Origin of the sequence: Paludibacterium denitrificans (assembly GCF_009707705.1) — a bacterium.
GTDB lineage: Bacteria > Pseudomonadota > Gammaproteobacteria > Burkholderiales > Chromobacteriaceae > Paludibacterium_A > Paludibacterium_A denitrificans.
The window spans coordinates 1,282,900-1,304,987 of the sequence record NZ_WLYX01000001.1; the positions used below are offsets into that span (position 1 = coordinate 1,282,900).

The following is a 22,088-nucleotide window of genomic DNA, read 5'->3' on the forward strand; positions in this document are numbered from 1 at the left end:
GGTGAAATCAGTTGGTATAGAATAACAGGTTTGAAATTGCCACTTTCACAGATATTTACGAATTCCCCTCAAGGAGCGACCATGAAACGTATGATGCTGTTGGCGATGGCTGCGGCAACCCTAGCTGGCTCTGCGCTGGCCAACCAGCCGGTTAGCAAGGGTGATCCGGTAAAAGGCAAGCAAATCGTGGACACGGTATGTGCTGCCTGTCACGGCGCTGACGGTAATAGCGTTGCGTCGGCCAACCCGACCCGGCGGGGCAACACCGAGGCTTACCTGCTCACCCAGTTGAAGAACTTCAAGGCCGGTACCCGTAACAACCCGACCATGATGGGCATGGCAGCGACGCTGTCCGATGCGGACATGCTGAACGTTACCGCCTACTTCAGCCAGCAGAAGCCGAAGGCCCGCGAAGCCTCCGACAAGACCCAGATGCCGCTGGGCAAGAAGATTTACCAGGCTGGCAACAGCTACACCCACGTACCGGCCTGCATGGCCTGTCACGGCCCGGCTGGCAAGGGTATCCCGGACCAGTTCCCGCGTCTGGGCAGCCAGCACGCCGCTTACATTGCCAAGCAGCTGAACGACTTCAAGGTGGGGACCGCTCGCAAGAACCCCACCATGTCGGATATTGCTTCCCGCATGAGCGATGCCGAAATGAAGGCTGTGGCCGAATACATTTCGGGTCTCCGTTAAGCGCAACTTTTGCGCCTAACCATGTTCAAAAGGGAAGCCCCGGACCGGGCTTCCCTTTTTTATTTAGCCGATTATGAAAAAAAACAGCCGTAATATTGTTGCCTACTCGCTGTATGAGCTGCTCAGCTCAATGCGGTTCGCCATCGGCCTGCTGACCATCATTGCCATCGCTTCGGTGATCGGCACGGTGCTCAAGCAGAACGAACCCTACCCCAATTACACCTTCGAATTCGGTCAATACTGGTTTACCGTGTTTGAAAAACTGGGGCTGTACGATGTTTATCACTCGGGCTGGTTTCTCACCATTCTGGCCTTTCTGGTGATCTCGACCACGCTGTGCATCCTGCGTAACGGGCCGGGCTTCCTCAAGGACATGAAGGCCTTCCGCGAGAAAGCATCCGACTCGTCACTGGCCGCCATGCAGCACAGCGCAGAATTCGACATCGATTCGGCCAACCTTGATGGCGTACGTCACTATCTGCGCCAGCAAGGCTACCGTTGGCGCGAACACACGCGTGACGACGGCAGCATCATGCTGGCGGCCAAAAAGGCGCGGCCAGCAAGCTGGGCTATTTCTTTGCCCACATTGCAATGGTGGTGATCTGTATCGGCGGCCTGATCGACGGCAACCTGCCGCTCAAGCTGGCCGAACTGGTGGGCAAGGTTGTGCCGGAAACGCGTGACATTGCGCAAAGCCAGATTCCGGAGCAAAGCTGTCCACCGCCAACCTGTCGTTCCGCGGCAATGTCACCATCGCGGAGAACAAGAGCGCCGACGTGGTGTTCCTGAATTCCGGCAACGGCTATCTGGTACAAGACCTGCCGTTTACCGTGACACTGAAGAAATTCTATGTCGACTACTACAGCAACGGCATGCCGAAGCTGTTTGCCAGCGACATCATCGTTACCGACAAGGCCAGCGGCAAAACCACCGAGGCCCGGTCAAGGTCAACCATCCGCTGATCGTCAACGGCGTGGCCATCTATCAGGCCAGTTTCGGCGACGGCGGCTCGCCGCTGCGACTAAAGGCGTGGAACCTGGACGCGCCGCAGATGGCGGCGGTTGACGTCAAGGGCGTGTCCATGGGCAACCAGCCGCTGCGCGCCAACGGCCGGGATTACACGCTAGAGTTTGGTGAACTGCGGGTGTTCAACGTCGAGGACATGAGCGGCTAAGGATGGCGCTTAAGAAATCGCTGTCGCAACGCATGAAAGATGCGCGCGAAGTAAAGCATGATAAGGCGGTGAAGAACGTCGGGCCGTCGATTACCTTCAAGCTGCGCGACAAGCAGGGGCAGGCAGTGGAATTCCACCACTACATGTCGCCGATCCAGCAGGACGGCGCCAGCTACCTGATTGCCGGGGTACGCAACAAGGTGTCGGAGCCGTTCCAGTATCTGCGTCTGCCGCTGGATGACCAAATGTCGATCGACAGCTTCATGCGCCTGCGCGCCGCCTTCATGAACCCGGCGCTGTACGACGAGATCGCCACACGCGCCACCGCCAAGGCCATGAAGGGTGCCGCCATCAGCGCCGACACGCAGCAACAGTTCCGCAACAGCGTGAAATGGATTCTGGCCCGCTTTAACGAAGGTGGCTTTGCCGCACTGGAAAAATTCCTGGATGACCGTGTGCCGCAAGACAAACGTCAGGCCGTGGCGCAGACTTACATCAAAATCCTGCAAGGCTCGGTGGTGGATGTGATGGATGTGGCCAACGAGAAGGCTTGAAGCCGATAACGCTGGACAGCCGTCATTACCGCTTCTTGCTGGATAGCCTGGTCGCCGTCAGCGCCATGCACGACTACAAGGCACCGGTGTTCCTGCAACTGACCGGTTTTGATCAGGTCCAAGCTTCCGGCCTGCAACTGACCCGTTCGCCGGGCAAAACGCTGGTTTATCTCGGTTCGCTGATGCTGGTGCTGGGTATCATCCTGATGTTCTACGTACGTGAAGTCCGGCTGTGGGTGCGTGTACGTGCCGGTAGCGTGCGCGTGGCCATGACCTCGAACCGTCATAACCGTGATCTGGACAATGATTTCGCGCGTCAGTCCGACGCCATCAAACAGCTTGCAAGAGGTGCGTAATGGAACTCGCCCAGTCTTTTGACAACCCGTCGCTGCTGAAGCGACTCAGCCCGTTCGACTGGCTGTACGCGCTGGCCATGCTGATGGCGGCTAAGCTATACCTATCACCTGTACGGCGCCTTCATGGACGGCTACGAGCAGGCCATTCTGGCCGGTGCTGCGGTCGGACTGGTGGCGCTCGGCTGGTTCTGGAAAGCCTGGCGGGTGTTCTTCCCGGTGGTCGGTGCTGTGGCGCTGCTGGGCGTCAACCTGTATCACGGTGACTTGAGCCGTGGCCAGTCGGCGTTCTGGCTGAAATACCTGTTGTCCAGCCAGTCCGCCATCATGTGGATGTGCACGCTGTTCTATCTGGCCACTCTGGTGTACTGGATGGGGTTGCTCTCGCGCTCCGAGCTGCTGGGGCGCATGGGTTCCGGCCTGACCTGGTCGGCCGCGGTACTGGGCTTTGCCGGGCTGTTTGTGCGCTGGTACGAAAGCTACCTGATCGGTAGCGATATCGGCCACGTACCGGTATCCAACCTGTATGAAGTGTTCATCCTGTTCTGCCTGATCACGGCACTGATGTACCTGTACTACGAAGCCAAGTTTGCCGCCCGCCAGATGGGGGCCTTCGTGTTGCTGGTGATCTCGGCCGCGGTGGGTTTCATCCTGTGGTACACCTTCGACCGTCAGGCCCATGAAATTCGCCCGCTGATCCCGGCGCTGCAATCGTGGTGGATGAAAATCCACGTTAGCTTACCAACTTTGTCGGCTATGGCGCGTTCTCTATGGCGGCGATGCTGGGGATTGCCGAGCTGCTGGTGCTCAAGGGCTACCTGAAAGGCAAGCTGCCGTCCGCCGAGGTGCTGGATGAAGTCATGTACAAAGCCATCGCCGTCGGCTTCCTGTTCTTCACCATTGCCACCATTCTGGGGGCGATGTGGGCGGCTGATGCCCTGGGGCGGCTACTGGAGCTGGGACCCGAAGGAAACCGGGCGCTGATTGTCTGGCTGAACTACGCGGCCTGGCTGCATATCCGCTTGGTCAAGGGCTGGCGCGGTGCGCCGCTGGCCTGGTGGGCGGTGATCGGGGTGTTTGTCACCAGCTTTGCTTTCCTCGGCGTCAACATGTTCCTGTCCGGCCTGCATTCCTACGGCGGCCTCTGAGCACGGTGCTACCGAATGACCGAAAAGCCCCGCCTTGCGGGGCTTTTTTATGAATCACCCTGAAGCTGTCATAGACATTTGGTATGCTTGACAGCGTTTTTATTGCAAGGACTGACTCTTTTCATCATGGATGTTTCCGGCTGTCTGACCCTTCGGCCGGCTTGGCCTCTTGACGTTGATCGTGCTGGAGGTGGTGCTGGGCGTCGACAACCTGATTTTTGTCGCCATTCTGTCGGAAAAACTGCCGCCGCAGCAGCGTGACCGCGCGCGCGTCATGGGGCTGTCACTGGCGCTGGTGCTGCGCCTTGGCCTGCTGGCCAGCATGAGCTGGCTGGTGACCCTGACCGACCCGCTGTTTAGCCTGCTGGGCCAGACTTTCTCCTGGCGTGACCTGATCATGCTGATTGGCGGAGTCTTCCTGCTGTTCAAAGGCACCATGGAACTGCACGAACGGCTGGAGGGGCATACCGAGGAAGAAAGCGGCGGCCAGAAGATGTACGCCGGGTTTGTGACCGTGGTGGTGCAGATTCTGGTACTGGATGCAGTGTTCTCCATCGACTCGGTGATTACCGCCATCGGAATGGCCGAGCATTTGCCGGTCATGATGCTGGCAGTGGTGATTGCCATGGCCATGATGATCATGGCCAGCAAGCCGCTCACCCGCTTCGTCAACGCCCACCCGACGGTGGTGATGCTGTGTCTGGGTTTCCTGCTGATGATCGGTTTCAGCCTGGTGGCCGACGGCTTCGGCTTCCATATTCCCAAAGGTTACCTGTACGCCGCCATCGGCTTTTCCGTGCTGGTGGAAGCCTTCAATCAGGTGGCCAACGTCAATCGCGTCCGCTACCTCAACAGCCGCAACAGCTTCCGCTCACGCACGGCCGATGCCGTGCTGGGTCTGCTGGGCGGCCGCAGCAGCAACCATGCCCATGATGACGACAGCAGCAGCGACGAGCACGGCAGCGAGGAAGGCGAGCAGGTATTTGCCCAGAACGAACGGGCGATGATCCACAGCGTGCTGACGTTGGCCGAACGGCCGATTCGCGTGGTGGCCACGCCGCGGGCCGACATTCACCGGCTGGATATCAGCCAGCCGCTGGAACAACAGCGTCAGGTGCTGCGCACCAGCCCGTATTCGCGGCTGGTGGTGGTAGGCAACGGCAGTATCGACGAGCCGCTGGGCATTGTGGCGCGCAAGGATCTGCTGGCGCAGCTACTGGATGGTCAGGAGCTGAATGTACTGGCCGCGTTGCGCCAGCCGCTGGTGCTACCGGAAAGCGTCACCGTGCTCAAGGCGCTGGAGAGCTTCCGCCAGCAGGCGGCGGATCTGGCGTTTGTCGTCAACGAATTTGGCAGTCTGGAAGGGATTGTCGCGCTGAAAGACCTGATGGAAGCCATTGCTTAAGCGAGTTTCCGGAAGAGCACGAACAGAACGAACTGCCAGCCGTGGTACAGCTGGATGATGGCAGTCTGGACGTGGAAGGCAGTCTGGAACTGGTGACGCTGGAGCAATACATCGATCTGGGCGACTTCGACAGCGAGGACTTCCACACCGTCGCCGGGCTGTTCATGGACCGCTTGCAGCGCATCCCGCGCGATGGCGACGAGGTTACCCTCAACCACTGGATCTTCCGCGTTACCGACCAGCGCGGCAACCGTACCGAGCGCGTCAGCATTCGGCGCGAAGAAGATACCAGCCTGAACGATGACTGATTCGCCGTCCAAGTTGGCCGAAACCGCGCTTTCGGCCAACCCTGCGCCGTGGTTTCTCTACGTACTGAAATGCCGCGGCGGCAGCCTGTACACCGGCATCAGCAACGATGTGGCACGCCGTTATGCCGCACACTGCGGCTAAGCAGGGCGCACGCTACACGCGCATGCACCCGCCCGAACGGCTGGCGCTGGTGCTGGAATGTGCGGACAAGGGTGCGGCGCTGCAAGCCGAAGCCGCGGTAAAGCGGCTGGATGCCGCCGCCAAACGCGCCCTGGCTGGCGGCACAGCAGGTCAATCAGTAAACGAAACGCTCGCGCAACTCGTCCAGATTCAGCTCATGCAGGATTGCCTCCTGCCGTTCACGCGCACTGGCCTTGCCCTTGCCGGTTTTCTTGGCAATGATCAGCTCGTTCTTCATCGAGTGTTCCCAGCCCACCAGCTCCGTCACCGTTACCTGATAGCCGCGCGCCTCCAGTTGCAGGCAGCGCAACACGTTGGTCAGGTGGCTGCCAAACTCGCGGGTCTGGATCGGGTGACGCCACAATTCCGACAGCGCGGTCTTGCCAAAGGTTTCGTTTTTCTTCTGGCGCAGCACCGCCGCCACTTCGGCCTGACAGCACGGCACCAGCACGATGTAGCGCGCTTCCTTGGCCAGTGCAAAGCGGATGGCATCGTCGGTGGCAGTATTGCAGGCATGCAGCGCAGTGACGATATCCACCTGTGCCGGTAATTGCGGCGAGGTGATGGATTGTTCCACCGTCAGGTTGAGAAAGCCCATGCGCTCAAAGCCCAGACGCGCGGCCAGCTCGCGCGAGCGCGTGACCAGCTCTTCACGCGTTTCAATGCCGTACACCCAGCCAGCGTCTTTGTCCTTGAGAAACAGGTCGTACAGGATGAAGCCCAGATACGACTTGCTTAAGCACCGTGGTCGGCCAGCGTCAGCTCGCCCTTGTCGTTGAGTACATCCTGCAGCAACGGCTCGATAAACTGGTACAGGTGATACACCTGCTTGAGCTTGCGGCGGGTATCCTGATTGATCTTGCCGTCGCGGGTGAGGATGTGCAGCTCCTTGAGCAGTTCGATCGATTGCTGCGGTTTGATTTCGGGAATCAGGCTCATGACGGCGTCCGGCGATATGGGTAATTGGCCAATTTTACCAGCCCGCTCCGCTTGCGGCGGCAGCAAATGTCGCAGGCACGCCAACGGCAGGCGTGACAAGGTTGGCCGAAAACGCCGGTCATGCCACAATCCTGCGGTTTTCTCCCGGATGAGCACGCCATGGCCCTGCAGTATCACGTAATCCCCGTCACCCCGTTTGCCCAGAATTGCAGTGTTCTGTGGTGCGACGTTAGCCGCCGCGCCGCCGTGGTCGATGCCGGTGACATCGACCTGATTCGCCAATTTGTCGAGCAACACAAGCTGACGGTGGAAAAACTGCTGCTGACCCATGGCCATATCGACCACGCCGGTGCCTGCGCCAGCCTGGCCGCCAGCCTGAACGTGCCGATTGAAGGCCCGCAACGCGCCGAAAGCTTCTGGCTGGACCAGCTGCCGCATCAGGGACAGATGTTCGGTTTCCCGCCCAGCGCACCGCTGGTGCCGGACCGCTGGCTGGAAGAAGGCGATCAGATCAGCATCGGCAACGAAACCCTGCAAGTGCTGCATTGCCCCGGCCACACGCCCGGCCATGTGGTGTTCTACAGCGCCAGCGCGCATCTGCTGGTCGCGGGTGATGTGTTGTTCCAAGGCTCGATCGGCCGCACCGATTTCCCCATGGGCAACCACCAGCAACTGCTGGATGCCATCGAGCAAAAGCTGTTTGCCCTGCCGGACGAAACCCGGTGATCACCGGCCACGGCCCGCTCACCACGCTGGGCGAGGAAAAACGTCACAACCCGTTTGTCAGCAGCGCCCGTTACCGCTAACCGCCATGCCGCCCGAATTTGCCGCGCGCGTTCTGGCCATCCTGCAACAGCTGCTTAGGCCGGGCGCGTCACCACTTACGGCGCGCTGGCGGCACAGGCCGGTTACCCGCGCCACGCCCGCCATGTCGGACGGCTGCTGCGCGAGCTGCCAGACCATAGCGGCCTGCCGTGGTTTCGCGTCATCAACACCAGTGGCCGGGTGGCACGACCGGGCACCCCGGAGGCCGACTGGCAACGGCTGCTGTTAGAGGCTGATGGCATCGAGCTGTCGGCCAACGGCAGCATCAACCTCCGGCACTACGGCTGGCCGGACGGCTATTTCGGCCAACCCTGAGCCATTTTCCCTGCCCGCGTAACATTCGTTAATGCTTTTCCACCGCGCCGACACGACCAGCTAAAACCATTGTGCTTAAATGGTTTTAGTTTATGCGTTATGGATGGATTGGCGATGAAATACCCTCTACTGATCTTGGCGGCGTTGTTCGGCGCAGGCTGGTATCTGAGCGTACCGCACGACACGCTGCTGGCCGTGCACGATTTATGGACGTTCCGGCGTCAGGCCATACCGTTGAGCGGCTTGCTGCTGATCGGCTTCATGGCGGCGGGCGGCGTACTGGCAACCCGCCTCAGCCTGATTGAGCGCTGGCTGGGCGGGCTGGATCGCGTTTACCGGCTGCACAAACGGCTGGGCATTGCTGCTTGAGCGTGCTGGTGCTGCTGCACTGGCAACTGGAATGGCTACCCAAGCAACTGGCCAAATTGCACCTGATCGTCGGCCCGTTGCGCCACGGCGCCAAGGCGCCGCCACTGGCGTGAACTGGCCGGGCTGGCCGGGGAATGGGCCGGTTACATCATGATGGCGCTGGTGGTCATCGCCCTGCTCAAGCGCGTGCCGTACCGTGCGTTCCGCCCGGTGCACAAGGCGTTTGGCGTCATCTGCCTGATGGGGGCGTACCACTCGGCCATTTTCATCCCGGCCGAATGGTGGCGTGCAGCCACGTGCTGGGCGGTTTGTCCATCGCGCTTATGGTGCTGGTTGGGGTCTGGTCGTTGAGCGGCCGCATTGGCCAACAGCGCCGCATTGACGCCGTGGTCGAGACGCTGGAAAACGAAGCCGACGACACGTTGCTGCTGCACTGCAAACCGCTTGGCCATTGGCCCGGCCACAAAGCCTACCAGTTTGCCCTACTGACTACCGACCGCAAGGAAGGCGCGCATCCGTTCACCATCGCCTCACACTGGCAAGACGGCGGCGAGCTGTGTTTTGGCATCAAGGGGCTGGGCGATTACACCCGCGAACTGGCCACGCGGCTACAACCGGGCATGGCAGTGACCATAGAAGGGCCGTATGGCGGCTTCGACTTTGGCACGGCGGACAAACCGCAAATCTGGGTGGTAAGCGGCATTGGCATCACGCCATTTCTGGCCCGGCTGGAAGAGCTGGCGGCCCGTGGCGGTGGCACAGCGGCGGTCGAGTGTTTTTATTGCAGCAACGATCAGCAAAGCGCCGCCTTTGGCTCACGGCTGGAAGCCCGGCGCGGCAAGCCGGTGTCACGCTGCACCGCTGGGATAGCCAGCGCGAAGGACGTCTGGAGGCCAGCCTGCAACCGCTGATGAGCGCCGACACCGAAGTCTGGTTCTGCGGTCCGGCCGCGTTTGGCCATCACCTGCGTCAGGGCCTGCAGGCACAGGGGCTGGCTGCCGAGGCGTTTCACGCCGAAGCCTTTAACTGGCGTTGAGCTGGCGGCATACCGGCACGGCGGGGAAAGCCTGCCGCCGCGCCATGCCCCGGGCGTAGAATAATGCCGATCTTTACCCTTGCTTTTGCGGAGTCTCATCCATGCAGAAAATCCTGTTTATCCTGAATGCGCCGCCCTATGGCAGCGAACGCACGCTGACTGCCTTGCGTCTGGCGACCACGCTGGCGGCCGATGCCGCCGCGCCGGAACTTTCCATTTTCCTCGTCTCCGACGCAGTCTCCACCGCGCTGGCCGGGCAACAAACCGTTGAGCGGCCTGCCGCTTGGCCAGATGTTGGCCGAACTGGCACAACAGGGCGTGGCCGTGTATGCCTGCCGCACCTGTCTGGACGCGCGTGGCATTAACGAGAGCCTGCTGCTGCCGGGCGTCTCCATCGGCACCATGCCGGGGCTGGCGCAGTTGACCCTGCAAGCCGACAAGGTACTCAGCTTCTAACCAGCGGTAGTGCCAAAACGAAGTTGGCCGAAGCGCTTGCAAGCACTTCGGCCAACGTTACCTCACGGCAAAACGGCTATCTCACTCAGGAAGCATCGTCGCTGGCGCTGCTGTCTTCGCTGTCCTCACTGTTTTCCGGTTCACCTTCCTCGTTTTCCTCCGGCGCTACCGCCACATGGCCCACCACGGCTAAAGCGGAATTCGATTTCCTGCATCAGTTCATCAATGCGCAGAATCGTCAGGTGGATGCGGTCGCCCGGGTTCAGCACCGGCAGACCCGGAATGCGCACGCGCATCGGCACGCCATCGATACGTACCAGATCATCCTTGATGTAGGTAGCGGTCGGGTCGTGGATGCCTTCCGGCTGAACCAGCGCAGGCACCAGAAGTATTCCATGCGGTCCTGGAACGACAGATAGGCCGAGTAGGTGGTGTCGAAATCGCGCAGGATGGCAAACAGCATGGCGTCGCCCTGCTCGAATTCCGGCTTGTCGCCACGGATCATCGCCGTCAGCTGGCGCTGGTTGATGAAATCGGTGGCGCGGCGCAGCGGCGACGTGGACCAGGCGTATTGCTTCACCCCCAGCCCGATGTGCGGTTCCGGGCGGGTGGTCATGCGCACCTTGCCCATGCTTTGTGCGCGGTACATGCCGGGAATGTCGGCTTCGGCCAACATGCGGCCCCATTCGCTGTTGGCCAGAATCATCAGTTCCGACACCAGCTTGTCCATCGGCGCGCCACGCTTGCGCCGGGTGATCTCGACCTTGCCGTCTACCACATGGAAGTTGTAATCCATCTGCACCGGCCGCGTCGGGTCGTACTTGCCGCGACGTTTTTCCAGTGCCACGGCAAACTGCCACAGCCAGATCAGTTCCTGCTTGAACGGGTAATCAATGCCCGGATCGTTCAGCAGCGTGTCTTCGTTAAACACCTGCTCCAGCTGATCGTGGCGCAGGTTGGCGGCGATGCGCACTTTCTCGATGCGGTTTTCGAAGGTGATTGGCTCGAATTCCGGCGTCACTTCGACATACAGGCTCAGTGCCGGGCAGTCGTAGCCTTCTTTCAGGGTGAACACGTCCACCACGTCGTCCGGCAGCATGGTGATCTTGTCGCCGGGGAAATACACGGTGGAGAGGCGGTTGAGCACCAGCTTCTCGATGTCGGAGCCCGGCGCCACGCCCAGCGTCGGCGCGGCAATGTGGATGCCGACACGGGTATTGCCGTTGTCCAGCGGCTGGAGCGACAGCGCATCGTCGATTTCGGTGGTGTGCGTGTCATCGATGGAGAAGGCATGCACGCTGGCGCAGGGCAGTTCTTCCGGCAGGGTGGCCGGGGCATATTTGCCAAAGCCGGTGCCCTTGGGGAAATACTCCATGAGGAAGCTTACCATCAGGTAATCCGGCACCGACGGGATGCCACCGACCTTTTCGGCCAACCTCAGCGGCGGCAGGCCAAGCTCGCGTGCCGCCTGATCAAAAGCCTTGAATTCCAGCGTGCTTTTGTCCGGCTTCCACAACAAGGCCATCAACTGGGCGCGGATGGCGTCGGGCAGGCCACCGTTCTTGAGCTCCGCCACCCAGACATCAATCTGTTCCTGCTCACGTTTCTTGCGCTCGATGCCAGCCAGCGCCGCCTTCAACGCCTCTTCCGGCGCTTTCTTGTAACGCCCCTTGCCCTTCTTGTAGAAGTACATCGGTGCGCTGAACAGGCGGGTGATGATGGCGGCCGCTTCCGCCGTGGACGGGGCATGGCCCCAATAATCTTCGGCCAGCGTCTGGTAGCCAAACTCATCGTCGCCGCTGCACTCCCACAGGAAGTCCAGATCGATATCCTCGGCCAGCCGTTCCACCTCGGTCAGGAACTCGCCTAGCGGAGCACTGAACTCCAGAAATACATTGGCCGATTTGACCTTGGCGCGCTTGCCGTGCTGGGTATCCACCTGCAAGCTGGCATCATTGCGCGACACAATGCTGCCGACCTTGAAATTGCCGCTCTCTTCGTAAAAGACGTTCATCAACATGCCAACCTGTGGTAATTGGCGCGAATTATACCAGTTTGCCTAGTCCTGCTGCGCCAGAGATCGGGCCAATTCAGGTACACTAATCAGTGTCATATTTCTGATACACGCCTGCGATGAACAGCCTTTTGACGCCACTCCAGCAACGCGAACACCTCTCACGGGAAATCGATCGCCTCGGCAACATGCTCGTTACCCGCTGGGATCGCTCGCTCGCGACACATCTGCAAGCACTGCTGGTGGAGTTGGGCTATTTCATCCACCGGGATGACAGTGCCGAGATCGGCTACGAAATCACCCGGCTCACCAGCCTGTTGCAAGGCTGGCTGCTGAATGAAGGCAACGATCCGGGCCGAGAATTGCGCTATGGCACGCTGCGCCATTATCTGGGCAGCGTTACCCAGCTGGGAGTGATGAGCGGGCAAGAACCGGTACGCCATGACTGCCCGGCCCTGCTGCCGCCGGATGAGCCGCAACGGCTCTACCTGTGGCTGCCCCGCGACTTTGATGCACAGACCCTGCAGGAGCAGCTGAGCTGTTACGGCTTCGAGGTACTGGTGCTGCACGAAGCCGCCAAACTGGCACAAGCGCTGCAACAGGCCACACCGGCGGCGGTGGTCGCCTATAGCGAATTCACCGAACCGGACCCCATCCTCACCCCGGCGCCGACCATCCGCCAGTTCTGCCCGCTGATCCTCACCTCGCCACAGCGCGACTTCCACTCCCGCCTCAAGGCAGTACGGGCAGGCGGCGCCGGTTACCTGTCCGGCCGCTGCTGGCACACGAGCTGGTGGATAGCCTGTGCTTTGGCGATCTGGGAGAAAAACGCGACCCGCTACGCGTGCTGATCGTGGACGACATGGCTTCCATCGGCGGGCTGTACGCCAGCGTGCTCGAGGCACACGGCGTGCGCACCCAATCGGTTGCCCAGCCGGAACGGGTGCCGGAGGTGCTGGCGCAGTTCCGCCCCGACCTGATCCTGATGGATATGTACATGCCGGGCTGTAATGGCATGGAGCTGGCCAGCGTCATCCGCCAGCAACACCTGCTGGACGGCATCCCCATCGTGTTCCTGTCGGTGGAAAAAAGCCCGCAGATCCAGTTGGACACACTGACGCTGGGGGTCGACGGTTTTCTCACCAAGCCGGTGGCACCGGACGAGCTGGTGCTCACCGCCGTCGGCCGGGCACGCCGCTATCGCAAGCTGCGCGCCTACATCATCAACGACAGCCTGACCGGCCTGCTCAACCATTCGTACCTGCACGCGCAGCTGGAATACGAAATCCTGCGTGCACGGCGCGACAACAAGCCCCTGTCGCTGGTGATGATCGATCTGGACAAGTTCAAGAACATCAACGACAACTACGGCCACCAGATCGGCGACGAGGTGCTGGTCAATCTGGCGCGCTTCCTGCGCGAACGGTTACGCCGTACCGACCTGATCGGCCGTTATGGTGGCGAAGAATTTGCCATCATCCTGCCGGGCACGCCGGTGGAACAAAGTGGGGAGATCATGCGCCACCTGCTGCATGATTTCGGCCAACTCTGCCAGCGCGGCCCGGGCGCCACCTTCTATCAAACCTTCAGCGCTTAGGCATCAGCTCGCTGGCAACGGCACAAGATTCCATCAGCCTGATGCAACAGGCCGACAAGATGCTGTATCAGGCCAAACGCAACGGCCGCAATCGCGTAGAACTGAAGCTGGCCAGCTGAAGCCAGTTTCGGCCAACCTTGCTCCCAACAAAAAACCCGTCAATGACGGGTTTTTTGTTACAACGACCACGATGCCGGATCAGTCAGTCATCACCAGTCGCACGTTGTGATCGGTCAGAATCTTGGCCAGCGCTTCCGGCGGCTCGGCATTGGTAAACACCGTCTGAAATTCGCTGATATGGCCCATGCGTACCAGAGCGTTACGGCCAAACTTGCTATGGTCAGCCGCCAGATAGCGGTGGCGCGCGTTGGCCATCATCGCCTGTGCCACCCGTACTTCGCGGTAGTCGAAGTCGAGCAGCGAGCCATCCGGTTCAATGCCGGACACGCCGAGAATGGCGTAATCCACCTTGAACTGGTTGATGAAGTCGAGCGTGGCCACCCCGGTAATGCCGCCGTCGGAGGCGCGCACCACGCCGGAGGTGATCAGCACGTTGAAATCCGGGTTGGCCGACATGGTGGAGGCCACATGGATATTGTTGGTGATCACGCGCAGGCCCTTGTGCGTGGCCGCCAGCGCCTGTGCCACCGCCTCGATGGTGGTGCCGATGCTCATGAACAGCGACGCATGATCGGGAATGCTGCTGGCGATCATGTCGGCAATATGCGCTTTTTCGTTCTGGAATTTTCCTTTGCGCGCGAAATAATCTTCATTTTCCACGCTGCTGCCCAACGCCGCGCCGCCGTGATAGCGACGCAACAGGTTGGCCTCGCACAGCTGGTTGATGTCGCGACGGATCGTCTGCGGCGTCACATCCAGAATACGCGCCAGTTCTTCAATGGGCATGAATCCGTTTTCGCGGACCAGCTGGAGAATCTTGTCGTGACGGGGAGAGCGGCTCATGGGTGATTCGAATCCGAAAATCATGGAGTGTTTAGTAACATATTTTTCCCTTCATGAGCAAATTCGCGGCGCCGGTGGCGCCAATCGCCACCCACATTACCTGCCACCATGTGCCCACCACGCACGCATAAAAAAACCGCCATCAAGGCCGATGGCGGTTTTTCGGGCAGGTAACGCAGTGGTCAGTTCGCCGCCAGACGCGCGCGGTGACGGGCGATCTGCGCACGCACCTGCTTCGGCGCCGTGCCGCCAACGTGGTCACGCTGCGCCAGGCTGCCTTCCGGCGTCAGCACGGCGTAGATGTCGTCGGCAATCAGCGGGCTGAAGGTTTGCAGTTCGGCCAACGGCAGATCAGCCAGATCCACGCCCTTGCCTTCGGCAAACCGCACCGCCAGTGCCACCACTTCGTGGCTGTCACGGAACGGCAGGCCTTTTTTCACCAGATAGTCGGCCAGATCGGTGGCCGTGGCAAAACCCTGCAACACGGCGGCACGCATGGCAGCCGGTTTGACGGTGATGCCGCGCATCATGTCGGCGTAGATGCGCAGGGTATCGATCAGGGTGTCCACGGTATCGAACAGCGGCTCTTTGTCTTCCTGATTGTCCTTGTTGTAAGCCAGCGGCTGCGATTTCATCAGCGTGGTCAGCGCGATCAGGTGGCCGATCACACGACCGGATTTGCCGCGCACCAGCTCCGGCACGTCCGGGTTCTTCTTCTGCGGCATGATCGAGCTGCCGGTACAGAAGCGGTCGGCGATGTCGATGAAGCCGACGCGCGGGCTCATCCACAGGATCAGTTCTTCCGACAGGCGCGACAAGTGGATCATCACCAGGCTGGCGGCAGCGGTGAATTCGATGGCGAAGTCGCGATCGGACACGGCATCCAGCGAGTTCTGGCAGACGTCTTCAAACTGCAGCAGCTCGGCGGTGTAAAGACGGTTGATCGGATACGTGGTACCGGCCGGGCGGCGGCGCCCAGCGGCAGGCGATTGACGCGCTTGCGGCAGTCGACCATGCGTTCGGCGTCACGCGTCAGCATTTCCACATAGGCCAGCATGTGGTGGCCAAACGTCACCGGCTGCGCCACTTGCAGGTGGGTGAAGCCCGGCATCACGGTTTCGGCATTGGCTTCGGCCAAGTCCAGCAAGCTGGTTTGCAGTTCGCCGATCAGCGGCACGATGGTGTCGATCTGCGCGCGCAGCCACAGACGGATATCGGTGGCCACCTGGTCATTGCGCGAACGGCCAGTGTGCAGGCGCTTGCCGTCGCCGATCTTGTCGGTCAGGCGGCGCTCGACGTTCATGTGCACGTCTTCCAGATCCACGCTCCACTCGAACTTTGTAAGCGCGGATATCGTCCAGAATCTCGGCCATGCCGCGGCGGATGGCGGCGACGTCATCATCGGAGAGCACCCCGGCCTTGTTCAGCATGGTGGCATGGGCCAGCGAGCCTTCGATATCGAATTCGGCCAACCTTTGGTCAAAGTCGACAGAGGCAGTGTATTTCTTGACGAGTTCGGAAACCGGTTCGGAAAAACGGCCGGACCAGGCGTGTTGATCTTGCATGACAGGGTGTCCTACGGGGGTTATGCACAGGCGAAGCCGATACTATGCCAGCGCCAGCCCGGCGGGGCTAGTGGGCAACAGCGAAACCGCCGCCACGCCGCACGGCATTCCCCTACTCAGGTCATTGGATTATGATGAATGGCTGATACTGCTATCCATATAAATATAACCGGGTTTCCCCCGGACAACCCAGCGCTGAAATCCCCATGACCCCATCTGCAACACCCCTCGAAGACAACGAACTGGAAACCTTCTTACGCATTGGCCACTTGAGTGCCGACGATGCCAGCTTACTGGCTCAACTCGGACCGGTGGTCATCCCGCACCTGCCGAAGCTGACCGATCATTTTTACACGCAATTGCTGACCGACCCGCAAATCGCGCCACATCTGGAAGGGCGCATCGACATGTTGAAAGCCACGCATGTCATGTGGCTGCAAGACCTGTTTTGCGGCGACTACGGCGCAGACTTCATCGCTCGTCAGGAAAAAATCGGCTTTGTGCACGTCAAGGTCAAAGTGCCAACGCTGTTTGTCTCGTCCAGCATGAGCTTTTTGCGGGCTGAAATTCCGCTGCTGCTGGAAGAATGTGCCGACCAGTTGCCCGAACCACTGAGCGAGTGCACCGGTTCGGTACTGCGTGTGCTCGACCTGTGCCACTACCTGATCGACCGTGCCTATTTCAAACAAATGATGAGCGTCATGGGCATTTCCCGTGCACTGCTGGACCGCCTGATGACGGTCTAGCCGCTGTCAGCCGTTTCGGCCAACCCGGCGCGTGAACGGCAAAATGCCCAACCCACCGCTCAACGACGCGGCGAGTTGGGCATGGTTCAGCCTCGCTAACTGGTGGCAAAGCGGGCGCTTCGCCACCGGTCATGCTCGATCAGCCGCTGTTGCGCAGTCCAGCCGACATGCCGTTGATGGTCAGGTGGATGGCATACAGCACCTCGGCATCGTCCGGCTGCTCACGCAGGCGACGCAGCAAGTCCACCTGCAGCAGGTTGAGCGCATCCAGATACGGCAGGCGCGTCTCCAGACTGCGGCGCAGCGTCGGGTTGTGCTCCAGCAGGCACGACTGGCCGGTAATGGCAAAGAAGGCATCGTGGGTTTTCTGCCATTCCGCTTCGATGCGCTGGAACAACGCTTCGGCCAACGTGGTGTCGTCCACCAGTTCGGCAAAGCGGCGCGCGATACCCAGATCAGCCTTGGCCAATACCTGCTCCATGTTGGAGAGCACCACCGGAAGAACGGCGAGGAGTGATACAAGCCTTTCAGCTGCGCCAGCCCTTCGTCGCCATGGCTGGCGATGAACGCCGCCACCGCCGAGCCAAAACCAAACCAACCCGGCAACATCACCCGTGATTGCGACCGGGAGAACACCCACGGAATGGCGCGCAGATCCTTGATCGACGCCAGACTCTTGCGCGATGCCCTTAGCTGCCGATGTTGAGTTTGGCGATGGCATTGATCGGCGTGGCTTCCGGGAAGTACTGCATGAATCCCGGTGTTTCCACCAGCTCACGGTAGGCGCGATAGGCGTGGCCGGACAGTTCGGCAAACACGCTCTCGCCGCTCTCGCTGCCCGGATGCGAGGTGAGGCTGGCTTCCAGCGTCGCGGCTACCAGCGCTTCCAGATTGCGCGCACCGATGTCCGGGTTGGCGTACTTGGAGGCGATCACTTCGCCCTGCTCGGTAATGCGAATGCGCCCGGCCACGCTGCCAGCTTACTGCGCCATGATGGCTTCAAACGACGGCCCGCCGCCACGGCCCACCGAGCCGCCACGGCCGTGGAACAGGCGCAGCTTGACGCCTACCTGCTCGAAGCTCTTCACCAGACGTTTTTCGGCCTGATACAGCTCCCACTGGCTGGTGAGATAACCGCCGTCCTTGTTGCTGTCGGAATAGCCCAACATCACTTCCTGCATCATGCCGCGGCTCTTGAGCAACAACTGATACCATGGCAGCGCAAACAGCGCGTCCATGATCTCGCTACGGCATCCAGATCGGCAATCATCTCGAACAGCGGCACCAGATTGAGGCTCGCCACCGGCTGGCCATCCACCAGCCGGATCAGCCCGGTTTCCTTGAGCGTCAGCGCCAGTTCCAGAATGTCGCTCACGCTGGCGCAGTTGGAAATGATGCTCTGGCCGATGGCGTCCTGCCCGAATGCAGCCTGAATGCGCGCGGCTTCACGGAAAATGGCCAGCTCTTTTTGCGTTTCGGCGCTGTATTGCAGATAAGGCGAATACAACAGCCGCGGCGTCGCCAGCTCGCGTAGCAGCACGCGGATACGCGCCGCTTCGTCCAGTGCGGCGTACTCCTCCAGCCCGGCCTTGGCCAGCAGCTCGCTCACCACCGCTTCGTGGCTGCCAGAGAACTGACGCAAGTCCAGCGGCATCAGGAAGAAGCCAAACACGTCCACGGCGCGGATCAGGCGGGCCAGACGGCCTTCGGCCAACAGCGCGCTGCCGTTGTCGCGCAACGAGCCAGCCAACGCCGTCAGATCGGCCTGCAAGGCTTGGCAATTGGCATACGGCGTTGCCCCCGGCCAGCGGTTGGTCACCGGCACGCCCAGCGCGGCGGCGGTAGCGGCCAAACGCGCCTCGATGCTGGCCAACGCGCGGCGGTAAGGTTCTTCACGGCGGCTTTCCGCCAGATCCGGCGTGGCGTCGGCCAACACCTGCACCGCCGCACTGACGCTGACATGGCGCGCCGACAGCGACCATTCGCGGTACAGCGCCGCCAGTTCGTACTGGTAGTGGGCAAAGGCCACTTCGGCCTGGCGGGTAATGGCATGGCGCAATACGTCGGCATCGACATTGGGGTTGCCATCGCGGTCGCCGCCAATCCAGCTGCCAACGCGGATGAACGACGGCAATTGCGGGGTTTCACCCCAAGTGGCCTGCACCTCGTGCGACAGCTGCTCGTACAGCCGCGGCAGCGCGCTGAAGAAGGTCAGCGGGTGATAAGCCACGCCATTTTCGATCTCGTCCTTGACCGATAGCTTGAAGTGACGGATTTCCGAGGTTTGCCACAACACCAGAATCACGCGTTTGAGCTTGGCGTCCAGCTCGCGCTCTTCTTCCGGCGTGACATCACCGGCGTTGAGCTGGGTCAGAAACTTGCGCACTGCGCGATGGCCATCCAGCACGCTCTGGCGCTGCACTTCGGTCGGGTGGGCGGTGAGAATCGCACCGACATAGGCGTTTTGCAGCGCCTCGGACAAGGCGGCAAAGCTGACACCGTTTTGCTTCAGGCGCGACAGGGCGCGATTGAAACTGCCCTGCTGCGGCGCCGAACCGGCCAGCCGATGGGCACGCTTACGGCGGCGGGTGTGGTGCAGGTCCTCGGCGATGTTGAACAGCTGGGCATACAGGCCACAGGCACGCACCAGCGCGGTGGCGGCTTCGGCGCTCAGGCTGTCCGGCAGCGGCTGGGTACGCTCCGCGCCCTGACGTTGTGCGATGGCGCGCATTTCCTGATAGACCTGCGGCCCTTCCTGTTCCTGCAATACCTCGCCCAGCAGGCGGTCAAGCCGCAGCAAATCCTGCCTGAGGGGTAAATCCTTGTCCTGGTCCGTCATGGTTTTCTCTCCTGTCCATTGTATGGGCGGCCCGGCGGCATTCGGGGTAGCAACACCGTCAGGCCAAACGTTTTTAATCACCAGACCGGTGCCCGCGCACCAGTCGTGTGGTTAAAAACACTTTGCCAGCCACGACGCGCGTGGCAGCTATGATAAAACGGTAAAACATCCGGCCGGGCAAGATAAAGCCGCGCTTCGGCCAACCTTGATCTGGCGCCGGGTTCGCCATCTGTCCGGCATGGTAGAATCCCGCCCAAACTTTACTGTCAGGACCGGTTTCATGGACAAAATCGTCATTGCCAGCCGCGAAAGCCGCCTTGCCATGTGGCAGGCCGAGCACATCCAGGCACGGCTGCAAGCGCTGTACCCGCACCTCACCGTCGAAATTCTGGGCATGACCACGCAAGGCGACCAGATTCTGGACAAAACCCTGTCCAAGATCGGCGGCAAAGGGCTGTTCGTCAAAGAGCTGGAAGTGGCCCTCGCCGAAGGCCGCGCCGATCTGGCCGTGCACTCCATCAAGGACGTGCCGATGACGCTGCCGGAAGGCTTTGCCACGGCCGCCATCTGCGAGCGCGAAGACCCGCGTGATGCCTTTGTCTCCAACCGTTACCAAAGTCTGGACGAGCTGCCGGACGGCGCCATCGTCGGCACCTCCAGCCTGCGCCGCGAATCGCAGCTGCGCGCACGCTACCCCAAGCTGGTGATCAAACCGCTGCGCGGCAACGTGCAAACCCGCCTGAAAAAACTGGACGACGGCGAATACGACGCCATCATCCGGCCGCCGCCTCAAGCGGCTGGAACTGACCGATCGCATCCGCAGCGAACTGGCACCGTCGCAAAGCCTCGCCTAACACCGGGTCAGGGCGCGCTGGGCATCGAAATCCGTGCCGACCGTGCCGACATGCTGGCGCTGCTGATGCCGCTCAACCATCCCGACACCCACGCCTGCGTCACCGCCGAACGCGCGCTGTCGCGCCAGCTCGGTGGCAGCTGTCAGGTGCCGCTGGGCGGCTTTGCCACACTGACCGACAACCTGATCACGCTGGGCGGTTTCGTCGCCCACCCGGATGGCTCGGTCATGCTCACCGCCAGCGCCAGTGCGCCGCGCGAATACGCCGATGCACTGGGCCGTGCCGTGGCCAAGAAGCTGCTGGATGACGGCGTAAGCCCCGCTGATCGACGCGGTCCTCAAGGACAACCGCTGATGACCACTGCGGCCTCGCCACTGGCTTTAGCCGCCGTATTCTGGTGACGCGGCCGCAGGCACAAAGCCAGCGGCTGCTGGCCCTGCTACGCGCCGAAGGTGCCGATGCCGCCCAGCTTGACGTGCTCGACATCCAGCCGGATGTCAGCGCCCTCGGCCAGTTGCCCGCCTTGGCGCAACAGGCCAACTGGCTGATCTTTGTCAGCCCGAGCGCCATCGACATCGCCCGGCCAGCGCTGGCCGACGTCAACCTCGAGCACGTGCAGCTGGCCTGTGTCGGCGCCGCCAGTGCCGCACGCCTCGCCGCCCTGAGCGGCCGTGAGGTGCTGCACCCGACACAAGGCAGCGACAGCGACGCCCTGCTGGCCCTGCCGCCGCTGGCCGCGTTACACCAACAGCATGTAATCATTGTGCGCGGCAAAGGCGGCCGGGCAACACTCGGGGAAACCCTTGCCGCCCGCGGCGCGCAGGTAACGTTGGCCGAAGTCTATCGGCGGGCCGTCAACCCGGACTGGAACCTGCTGGACAGCCGCCCACCCGATGCCATCCTCGTCACCTCCAGTGAAATCGTCGAACGGATGTTCCAACTGGCTGGCCCGCACCGGGAGGGAACGTTACAATGCCTTTTGTATGGCGTGCCGCACCCGCGCATCGCTGAAAAGCTGATGGCGCACGGCGTGACACGCATCGTGACAACCCGGGCCGACGATGCAGCCTTGATCGTAAGCCTACCAGAGAATGGTTCTCCCGTCACCCATGAGCGAAACCCAGATTGTCGAACCGGCCGCCAAGCCCGCAGCAAAACGCTGAACGCCGCCCTGCTGGTGGCTCTGGCTGCCCTCGGCCTGTCCGGCTGGCAGTACTACACCACCCAGCAGGAATTGACCGTCGTGCGTCAGGAATTGGCACGCAAGTTGGCCGAAGGCAACGGCTCCGCCAAGGAAATCCGCAGCCTGAGCGACCAGGCGCTGAGCACCGCACGCAGCACCGACGGCAAGCTCGCGCTGCTGGAAGCCCGCGTCAACGAAGCGGCTTAGCCAATACGCCACCCTCAACGGCATGTATCAGGAGCTGACCAAGAACCGCTCCGACTGGCTGCTGTCCGAGGTGGAACACACCCCGGCCATCGCCAGTCAGGAATTGCAGCTGGCCGGTAACGTGCTTGAGCCGCGATTTCCGCGCTGGACATGGTCAACACGCGGCTGGCCAAGGCCGACCGGCCGCAGCTACTGGCAGTCAAGAAAGCCGTCGCCGCCGACCGGAAAAGCTCAAGGCGCTGCCCTATCTGGATAGCGTCGGCCTGACCGCCAAGCTCGACCAGCTGATGATTTCCACCGACAGCCTGCCGCTGGTGGTCGATCACCAGCGCCAGAGCCGTGCCAGCAACACCAGCAAGGC

The 22,088-nt window shown here is 61.3% G+C and carries 25 protein-coding genes and 8 pseudogenes; 24 read left to right on the top strand and 9 right to left on the bottom strand.

Going from position 1 to position 22,088, the window contains the following annotated elements; all coding sequences use genetic code 11:
* Nucleotides 1-81: 81 nt before the first annotated feature.
* From GKE73_RS08545 to GKE73_RS08570, 10 genes and pseudogenes are all read left to right on the top strand, one after another.
* Complete coding sequence (locus GKE73_RS08545; RefSeq protein WP_230369734.1) at nucleotides 82-696, top strand: c-type cytochrome; 615 nt, start codon at nucleotides 82-84, stop codon at nucleotides 694-696.
* 130 nt (nucleotides 697-826) lie between these two features.
* Nucleotides 827-1,260, top strand: a pseudogene (locus GKE73_RS23040) (cytochrome c biogenesis ResB family protein); the annotation flags it as partial.
* Between the two features lie 27 nt (nucleotides 1,261-1,287).
* Nucleotides 1,288-1,485 (top strand): hypothetical protein, encoded by a 198-nt coding sequence (locus GKE73_RS23045; RefSeq protein ID WP_280955261.1) that lies wholly within the window; start codon nucleotides 1,288-1,290, stop codon nucleotides 1,483-1,485.
* A pseudogene (locus GKE73_RS23050) lies at nucleotides 1,476-1,870 on the top strand (cytochrome c biogenesis ResB family protein). The gene GKE73_RS23045 and the pseudogene GKE73_RS23050 overlap by 10 nt, the downstream one beginning before the upstream one ends.
* A 2-nt stretch (nucleotides 1,871-1,872) precedes the next feature.
* On the top strand, nucleotides 1,873-2,424 hold the full coding sequence (locus GKE73_RS23055; protein ID WP_280954844.1) for a cytochrome c biogenesis ResB family protein: 552 nt from the start codon (nucleotides 1,873-1,875) through the stop codon (nucleotides 2,422-2,424).
* Nucleotides 2,421-2,780, top strand: a complete 360-nt coding sequence (locus GKE73_RS08555; protein WP_230369735.1) for a cytochrome c biogenesis ResB family protein — start codon at nucleotides 2,421-2,423, stop codon at nucleotides 2,778-2,780. The genes GKE73_RS23055 and GKE73_RS08555 overlap by 4 nt, the downstream gene beginning before the upstream one ends.
* 123 nt (nucleotides 2,781-2,903) lie before the next feature.
* Nucleotides 2,904-3,599: a cytochrome c biogenesis protein CcsA gene (gene ccsA, locus GKE73_RS23060; RefSeq protein ID WP_280954845.1), complete on the top strand. Its 696-nt coding sequence runs from the start codon at nucleotides 2,904-2,906 to the stop codon at nucleotides 3,597-3,599.
* Nucleotides 3,548-3,925, top strand: a complete 378-nt coding sequence (ccsA, locus tag GKE73_RS23065) for a cytochrome c biogenesis protein CcsA (RefSeq protein WP_280954846.1) — start codon at nucleotides 3,548-3,550, stop codon at nucleotides 3,923-3,925. Before ccsA (GKE73_RS23060) ends, ccsA (GKE73_RS23065) begins: the two co-directional genes overlap by 52 nt.
* Nucleotides 3,926-4,094: 169 nt before the next feature.
* Nucleotides 4,095-5,638: pseudogene (locus tag GKE73_RS08565) on the top strand (TerC family protein).
* Nucleotides 5,631-5,780 (top strand): GIY-YIG nuclease family protein, encoded by a 150-nt coding sequence (locus GKE73_RS08570; RefSeq protein ID WP_230369736.1) that lies wholly within the window; start codon nucleotides 5,631-5,633, stop codon nucleotides 5,778-5,780. Before GKE73_RS08565 ends, GKE73_RS08570 begins: the two are co-directional and overlap by 8 nt.
* Nucleotides 5,781-5,934: 154 nt before the next feature.
* Here GKE73_RS08570 and GKE73_RS08575 read toward each other — a convergent pair whose 3' ends face one another.
* On the bottom strand, nucleotides 5,935-6,492 hold the full coding sequence (locus GKE73_RS08575) for a class I SAM-dependent methyltransferase (protein WP_230369737.1): 558 nt from the start codon (nucleotides 6,490-6,492) through the stop codon (nucleotides 5,935-5,937).
* A gap of 62 nt (nucleotides 6,493-6,554) precedes the next feature.
* Nucleotides 6,555-6,914 carry a class I SAM-dependent methyltransferase gene (locus GKE73_RS08580; protein ID WP_230369738.1) on the bottom strand — a complete coding sequence of 120 codons (360 nt, stop codon included), beginning with the start codon at nucleotides 6,912-6,914 and terminating at the stop codon, nucleotides 6,555-6,557.
* Nucleotides 6,915-6,917: 3 nt separating this feature from the next.
* On the opposite strand from GKE73_RS08580, the pseudogene GKE73_RS08585 reads away from it, so the two are divergent.
* A pseudogene (locus tag GKE73_RS08585) lies at nucleotides 6,918-7,564 on the top strand (MBL fold metallo-hydrolase).
* Here GKE73_RS08585 and GKE73_RS08590 read toward each other — a convergent pair.
* Nucleotides 7,542-7,721, bottom strand: coding sequence for a hypothetical protein (locus GKE73_RS08590; RefSeq protein WP_230369739.1), 180 nt, complete (start codon nucleotides 7,719-7,721; stop codon nucleotides 7,542-7,544). The pseudogene GKE73_RS08585 and the gene GKE73_RS08590 overlap by 23 nt on opposite strands.
* Between GKE73_RS08590 and GKE73_RS08595 the strand changes: the two genes are divergently transcribed.
* From GKE73_RS08595 to GKE73_RS23075, 7 genes are all read left to right on the top strand, one after another.
* On the top strand, nucleotides 7,650-7,898 hold the full coding sequence (locus tag GKE73_RS08595) for an MGMT family protein (RefSeq protein WP_230371444.1): 249 nt from the start codon (nucleotides 7,650-7,652) through the stop codon (nucleotides 7,896-7,898). The genes GKE73_RS08590 and GKE73_RS08595 overlap by 72 nt on opposite strands.
* A gap of 114 nt (nucleotides 7,899-8,012) precedes the next feature.
* Complete coding sequence (locus tag GKE73_RS08600) at nucleotides 8,013-8,267, top strand: hypothetical protein (RefSeq protein WP_230369740.1); 255 nt, start codon at nucleotides 8,013-8,015, stop codon at nucleotides 8,265-8,267.
* Between the two features lie 150 nt (nucleotides 8,268-8,417).
* Nucleotides 8,418-8,618 (top strand): hypothetical protein, encoded by a 201-nt coding sequence (locus tag GKE73_RS08605; RefSeq protein WP_230369741.1) that lies wholly within the window; start codon nucleotides 8,418-8,420, stop codon nucleotides 8,616-8,618.
* The gene (locus tag GKE73_RS08610; RefSeq protein WP_230369742.1) at nucleotides 8,615-9,178 is read left to right on the top strand and encodes a ferric reductase-like transmembrane domain-containing protein; all 564 of its coding nucleotides are present in this window, start codon (nucleotides 8,615-8,617) and stop codon (nucleotides 9,176-9,178) included. Before GKE73_RS08605 ends, GKE73_RS08610 begins: the two co-directional genes overlap by 4 nt.
* Nucleotides 9,178-9,303, top strand: coding sequence for a hypothetical protein (locus GKE73_RS23070; RefSeq protein WP_280954847.1), 126 nt, complete (start codon nucleotides 9,178-9,180; stop codon nucleotides 9,301-9,303). Before GKE73_RS08610 ends, GKE73_RS23070 begins: the two co-directional genes overlap by 1 nt.
* A 101-nt stretch (nucleotides 9,304-9,404) precedes the next feature.
* Nucleotides 9,405-9,668 (top strand): DsrE family protein, encoded by a 264-nt coding sequence (locus tag GKE73_RS08615; protein WP_280954848.1) that lies wholly within the window; start codon nucleotides 9,405-9,407, stop codon nucleotides 9,666-9,668.
* Nucleotides 9,628-9,759 carry a DsrE family protein gene (locus GKE73_RS23075; protein ID WP_312854410.1) on the top strand — a complete coding sequence of 44 codons (132 nt, stop codon included), beginning with the start codon at nucleotides 9,628-9,630 and terminating at the stop codon, nucleotides 9,757-9,759. The genes GKE73_RS08615 and GKE73_RS23075 overlap by 41 nt, the downstream gene beginning before the upstream one ends.
* 85 nt (nucleotides 9,760-9,844) lie before the next feature.
* Here the strand turns inward: GKE73_RS23075 and GKE73_RS08625 are convergent.
* A pseudogene (locus GKE73_RS08625) lies at nucleotides 9,845-11,773 on the bottom strand (ribonuclease catalytic domain-containing protein).
* 119 nt (nucleotides 11,774-11,892) lie between these two features.
* On the opposite strand from GKE73_RS08625, the gene GKE73_RS08630 reads away from it, so the two are divergent.
* Together GKE73_RS08630 and GKE73_RS08635 are read left to right on the top strand one after the other, a co-directional pair.
* Entirely contained in the window at nucleotides 11,893-12,624 is a 732-nt protein-coding gene (locus tag GKE73_RS08630) for a hypothetical protein (protein ID WP_230369745.1), read from the top strand.
* On the top strand, nucleotides 12,567-13,370 hold the full coding sequence (locus GKE73_RS08635; protein ID WP_230369746.1) for a GGDEF domain-containing response regulator: 804 nt from the start codon (nucleotides 12,567-12,569) through the stop codon (nucleotides 13,368-13,370). The genes GKE73_RS08630 and GKE73_RS08635 overlap by 58 nt, the downstream gene beginning before the upstream one ends.
* 198 nt (nucleotides 13,371-13,568) lie before the next feature.
* Here GKE73_RS08635 and GKE73_RS08640 read toward each other — a convergent pair whose 3' ends face one another.
* Nucleotides 13,569-14,333: a DeoR/GlpR family DNA-binding transcription regulator gene (locus GKE73_RS08640; protein WP_230369747.1), complete on the bottom strand. Its 765-nt coding sequence runs from the start codon at nucleotides 14,331-14,333 to the stop codon at nucleotides 13,569-13,571.
* Between the two features lie 182 nt (nucleotides 14,334-14,515).
* Nucleotides 14,516-15,898 (bottom strand): annotated as a pseudogene (gene argH, locus GKE73_RS08645) (argininosuccinate lyase).
* Between the two features lie 206 nt (nucleotides 15,899-16,104).
* Between argH and GKE73_RS08650 the strand changes: the two are divergent.
* Nucleotides 16,105-16,644 carry a protoglobin domain-containing protein gene (locus GKE73_RS08650; RefSeq protein ID WP_230369748.1) on the top strand — a complete coding sequence of 180 codons (540 nt, stop codon included), beginning with the start codon at nucleotides 16,105-16,107 and terminating at the stop codon, nucleotides 16,642-16,644.
* 139 nt (nucleotides 16,645-16,783) lie between these two features.
* On the opposite strand, the gene GKE73_RS08655 is transcribed toward GKE73_RS08650, so the two are convergent.
* The 3 genes and pseudogenes from GKE73_RS08655 to GKE73_RS08675 form a co-directional block, all read right to left on the bottom strand.
* Nucleotides 16,784-17,140, bottom strand: coding sequence for a phosphoenolpyruvate carboxylase (locus GKE73_RS08655; RefSeq protein WP_230369749.1), 357 nt, complete (start codon nucleotides 17,138-17,140; stop codon nucleotides 16,784-16,786).
* A gap of 59 nt (nucleotides 17,141-17,199) precedes the next feature.
* Nucleotides 17,200-17,280: pseudogene (locus tag GKE73_RS08660) on the bottom strand (phosphoenolpyruvate carboxylase); the annotation flags it as partial.
* A 53-nt stretch (nucleotides 17,281-17,333) separates the two neighbouring features.
* Nucleotides 17,334-19,483: pseudogene (locus tag GKE73_RS08675) on the bottom strand (phosphoenolpyruvate carboxylase).
* A 280-nt stretch (nucleotides 19,484-19,763) separates the two neighbouring features.
* Here GKE73_RS08675 and hemC point away from each other — a divergent pair.
* Genes hemC through GKE73_RS08690 form a run of 3 tightly spaced genes read left to right on the top strand, consistent with a single transcriptional unit; the run spans nucleotide 19,764 to nucleotide 21,983 of the window.
* Entirely contained in the window at nucleotides 19,764-20,738 is a 975-nt protein-coding gene (hemC, locus tag GKE73_RS08680) for a hydroxymethylbilane synthase (RefSeq protein ID WP_230369753.1), read from the top strand.
* A complete protein-coding gene (locus GKE73_RS08685) occupies nucleotides 20,735-21,727 on the top strand; it encodes a uroporphyrinogen-III synthase (protein WP_230369754.1) in 993 nt (330 codons plus the stop codon). The genes hemC and GKE73_RS08685 overlap by 4 nt, the downstream gene beginning before the upstream one ends.
* A gap of 22 nt (nucleotides 21,728-21,749) precedes the next feature.
* Complete coding sequence (locus GKE73_RS08690) at nucleotides 21,750-21,983, top strand: hypothetical protein (protein WP_230369755.1); 234 nt, start codon at nucleotides 21,750-21,752, stop codon at nucleotides 21,981-21,983.
* Nucleotides 21,984-22,088: the final 105 nt, after the last annotated feature.

Excerpts from the sequence above, each read along its gene's own strand:
- GKE73_RS08545 (WP_230369734.1), top strand. The coding sequence starts at position 82 with ATGAAACGTATGATGCTGTTGGCGATGGCTGCGGCAACCCTAGCTGGC.
- GKE73_RS23045 (WP_280955261.1), top strand. The coding sequence starts at position 1,288 with ATGGTGGTGATCTGTATCGGCGGCCTGATCGACGGCAACCTGCCGCTC.
- GKE73_RS23055 (WP_280954844.1), top strand. The coding sequence starts at position 1,873 with ATGGCGCTTAAGAAATCGCTGTCGCAACGCATGAAAGATGCGCGCGAA.
- ccsA (WP_280954845.1), top strand. The coding sequence starts at position 2,904 with ATGGACGGCTACGAGCAGGCCATTCTGGCCGGTGCTGCGGTCGGACTG.
- ccsA (WP_280954846.1), top strand. The coding sequence starts at position 3,548 with ATGGCGGCGATGCTGGGGATTGCCGAGCTGCTGGTGCTCAAGGGCTAC.
- GKE73_RS08570 (WP_230369736.1), top strand. The coding sequence starts at position 5,631 with ATGACTGATTCGCCGTCCAAGTTGGCCGAAACCGCGCTTTCGGCCAAC.
- GKE73_RS08590 (WP_230369739.1), bottom strand. The coding sequence starts at position 7,721 with ATGGTCTGGCAGCTCGCGCAGCAGCCGTCCGACATGGCGGGCGTGGCG.
- GKE73_RS08600 (WP_230369740.1), top strand. The coding sequence starts at position 8,013 with ATGAAATACCCTCTACTGATCTTGGCGGCGTTGTTCGGCGCAGGCTGG.
- GKE73_RS08605 (WP_230369741.1), top strand. The coding sequence starts at position 8,418 with ATGATGGCGCTGGTGGTCATCGCCCTGCTCAAGCGCGTGCCGTACCGT.
- GKE73_RS23070 (WP_280954847.1), top strand. The coding sequence starts at position 9,178 with ATGAGCGCCGACACCGAAGTCTGGTTCTGCGGTCCGGCCGCGTTTGGC.
- GKE73_RS08615 (WP_280954848.1), top strand. The coding sequence starts at position 9,405 with ATGCAGAAAATCCTGTTTATCCTGAATGCGCCGCCCTATGGCAGCGAA.
- GKE73_RS08630 (WP_230369745.1), top strand. The coding sequence starts at position 11,893 with ATGAACAGCCTTTTGACGCCACTCCAGCAACGCGAACACCTCTCACGG.
- GKE73_RS08640 (WP_230369747.1), bottom strand. The coding sequence starts at position 14,333 with ATGAGCCGCTCTCCCCGTCACGACAAGATTCTCCAGCTGGTCCGCGAA.
- GKE73_RS08650 (WP_230369748.1), top strand. The coding sequence starts at position 16,105 with ATGACCCCATCTGCAACACCCCTCGAAGACAACGAACTGGAAACCTTC.
- hemC (WP_230369753.1), top strand. The coding sequence starts at position 19,764 with ATGGACAAAATCGTCATTGCCAGCCGCGAAAGCCGCCTTGCCATGTGG.
- GKE73_RS08690 (WP_230369755.1), top strand. The coding sequence starts at position 21,750 with ATGTATCAGGAGCTGACCAAGAACCGCTCCGACTGGCTGCTGTCCGAG.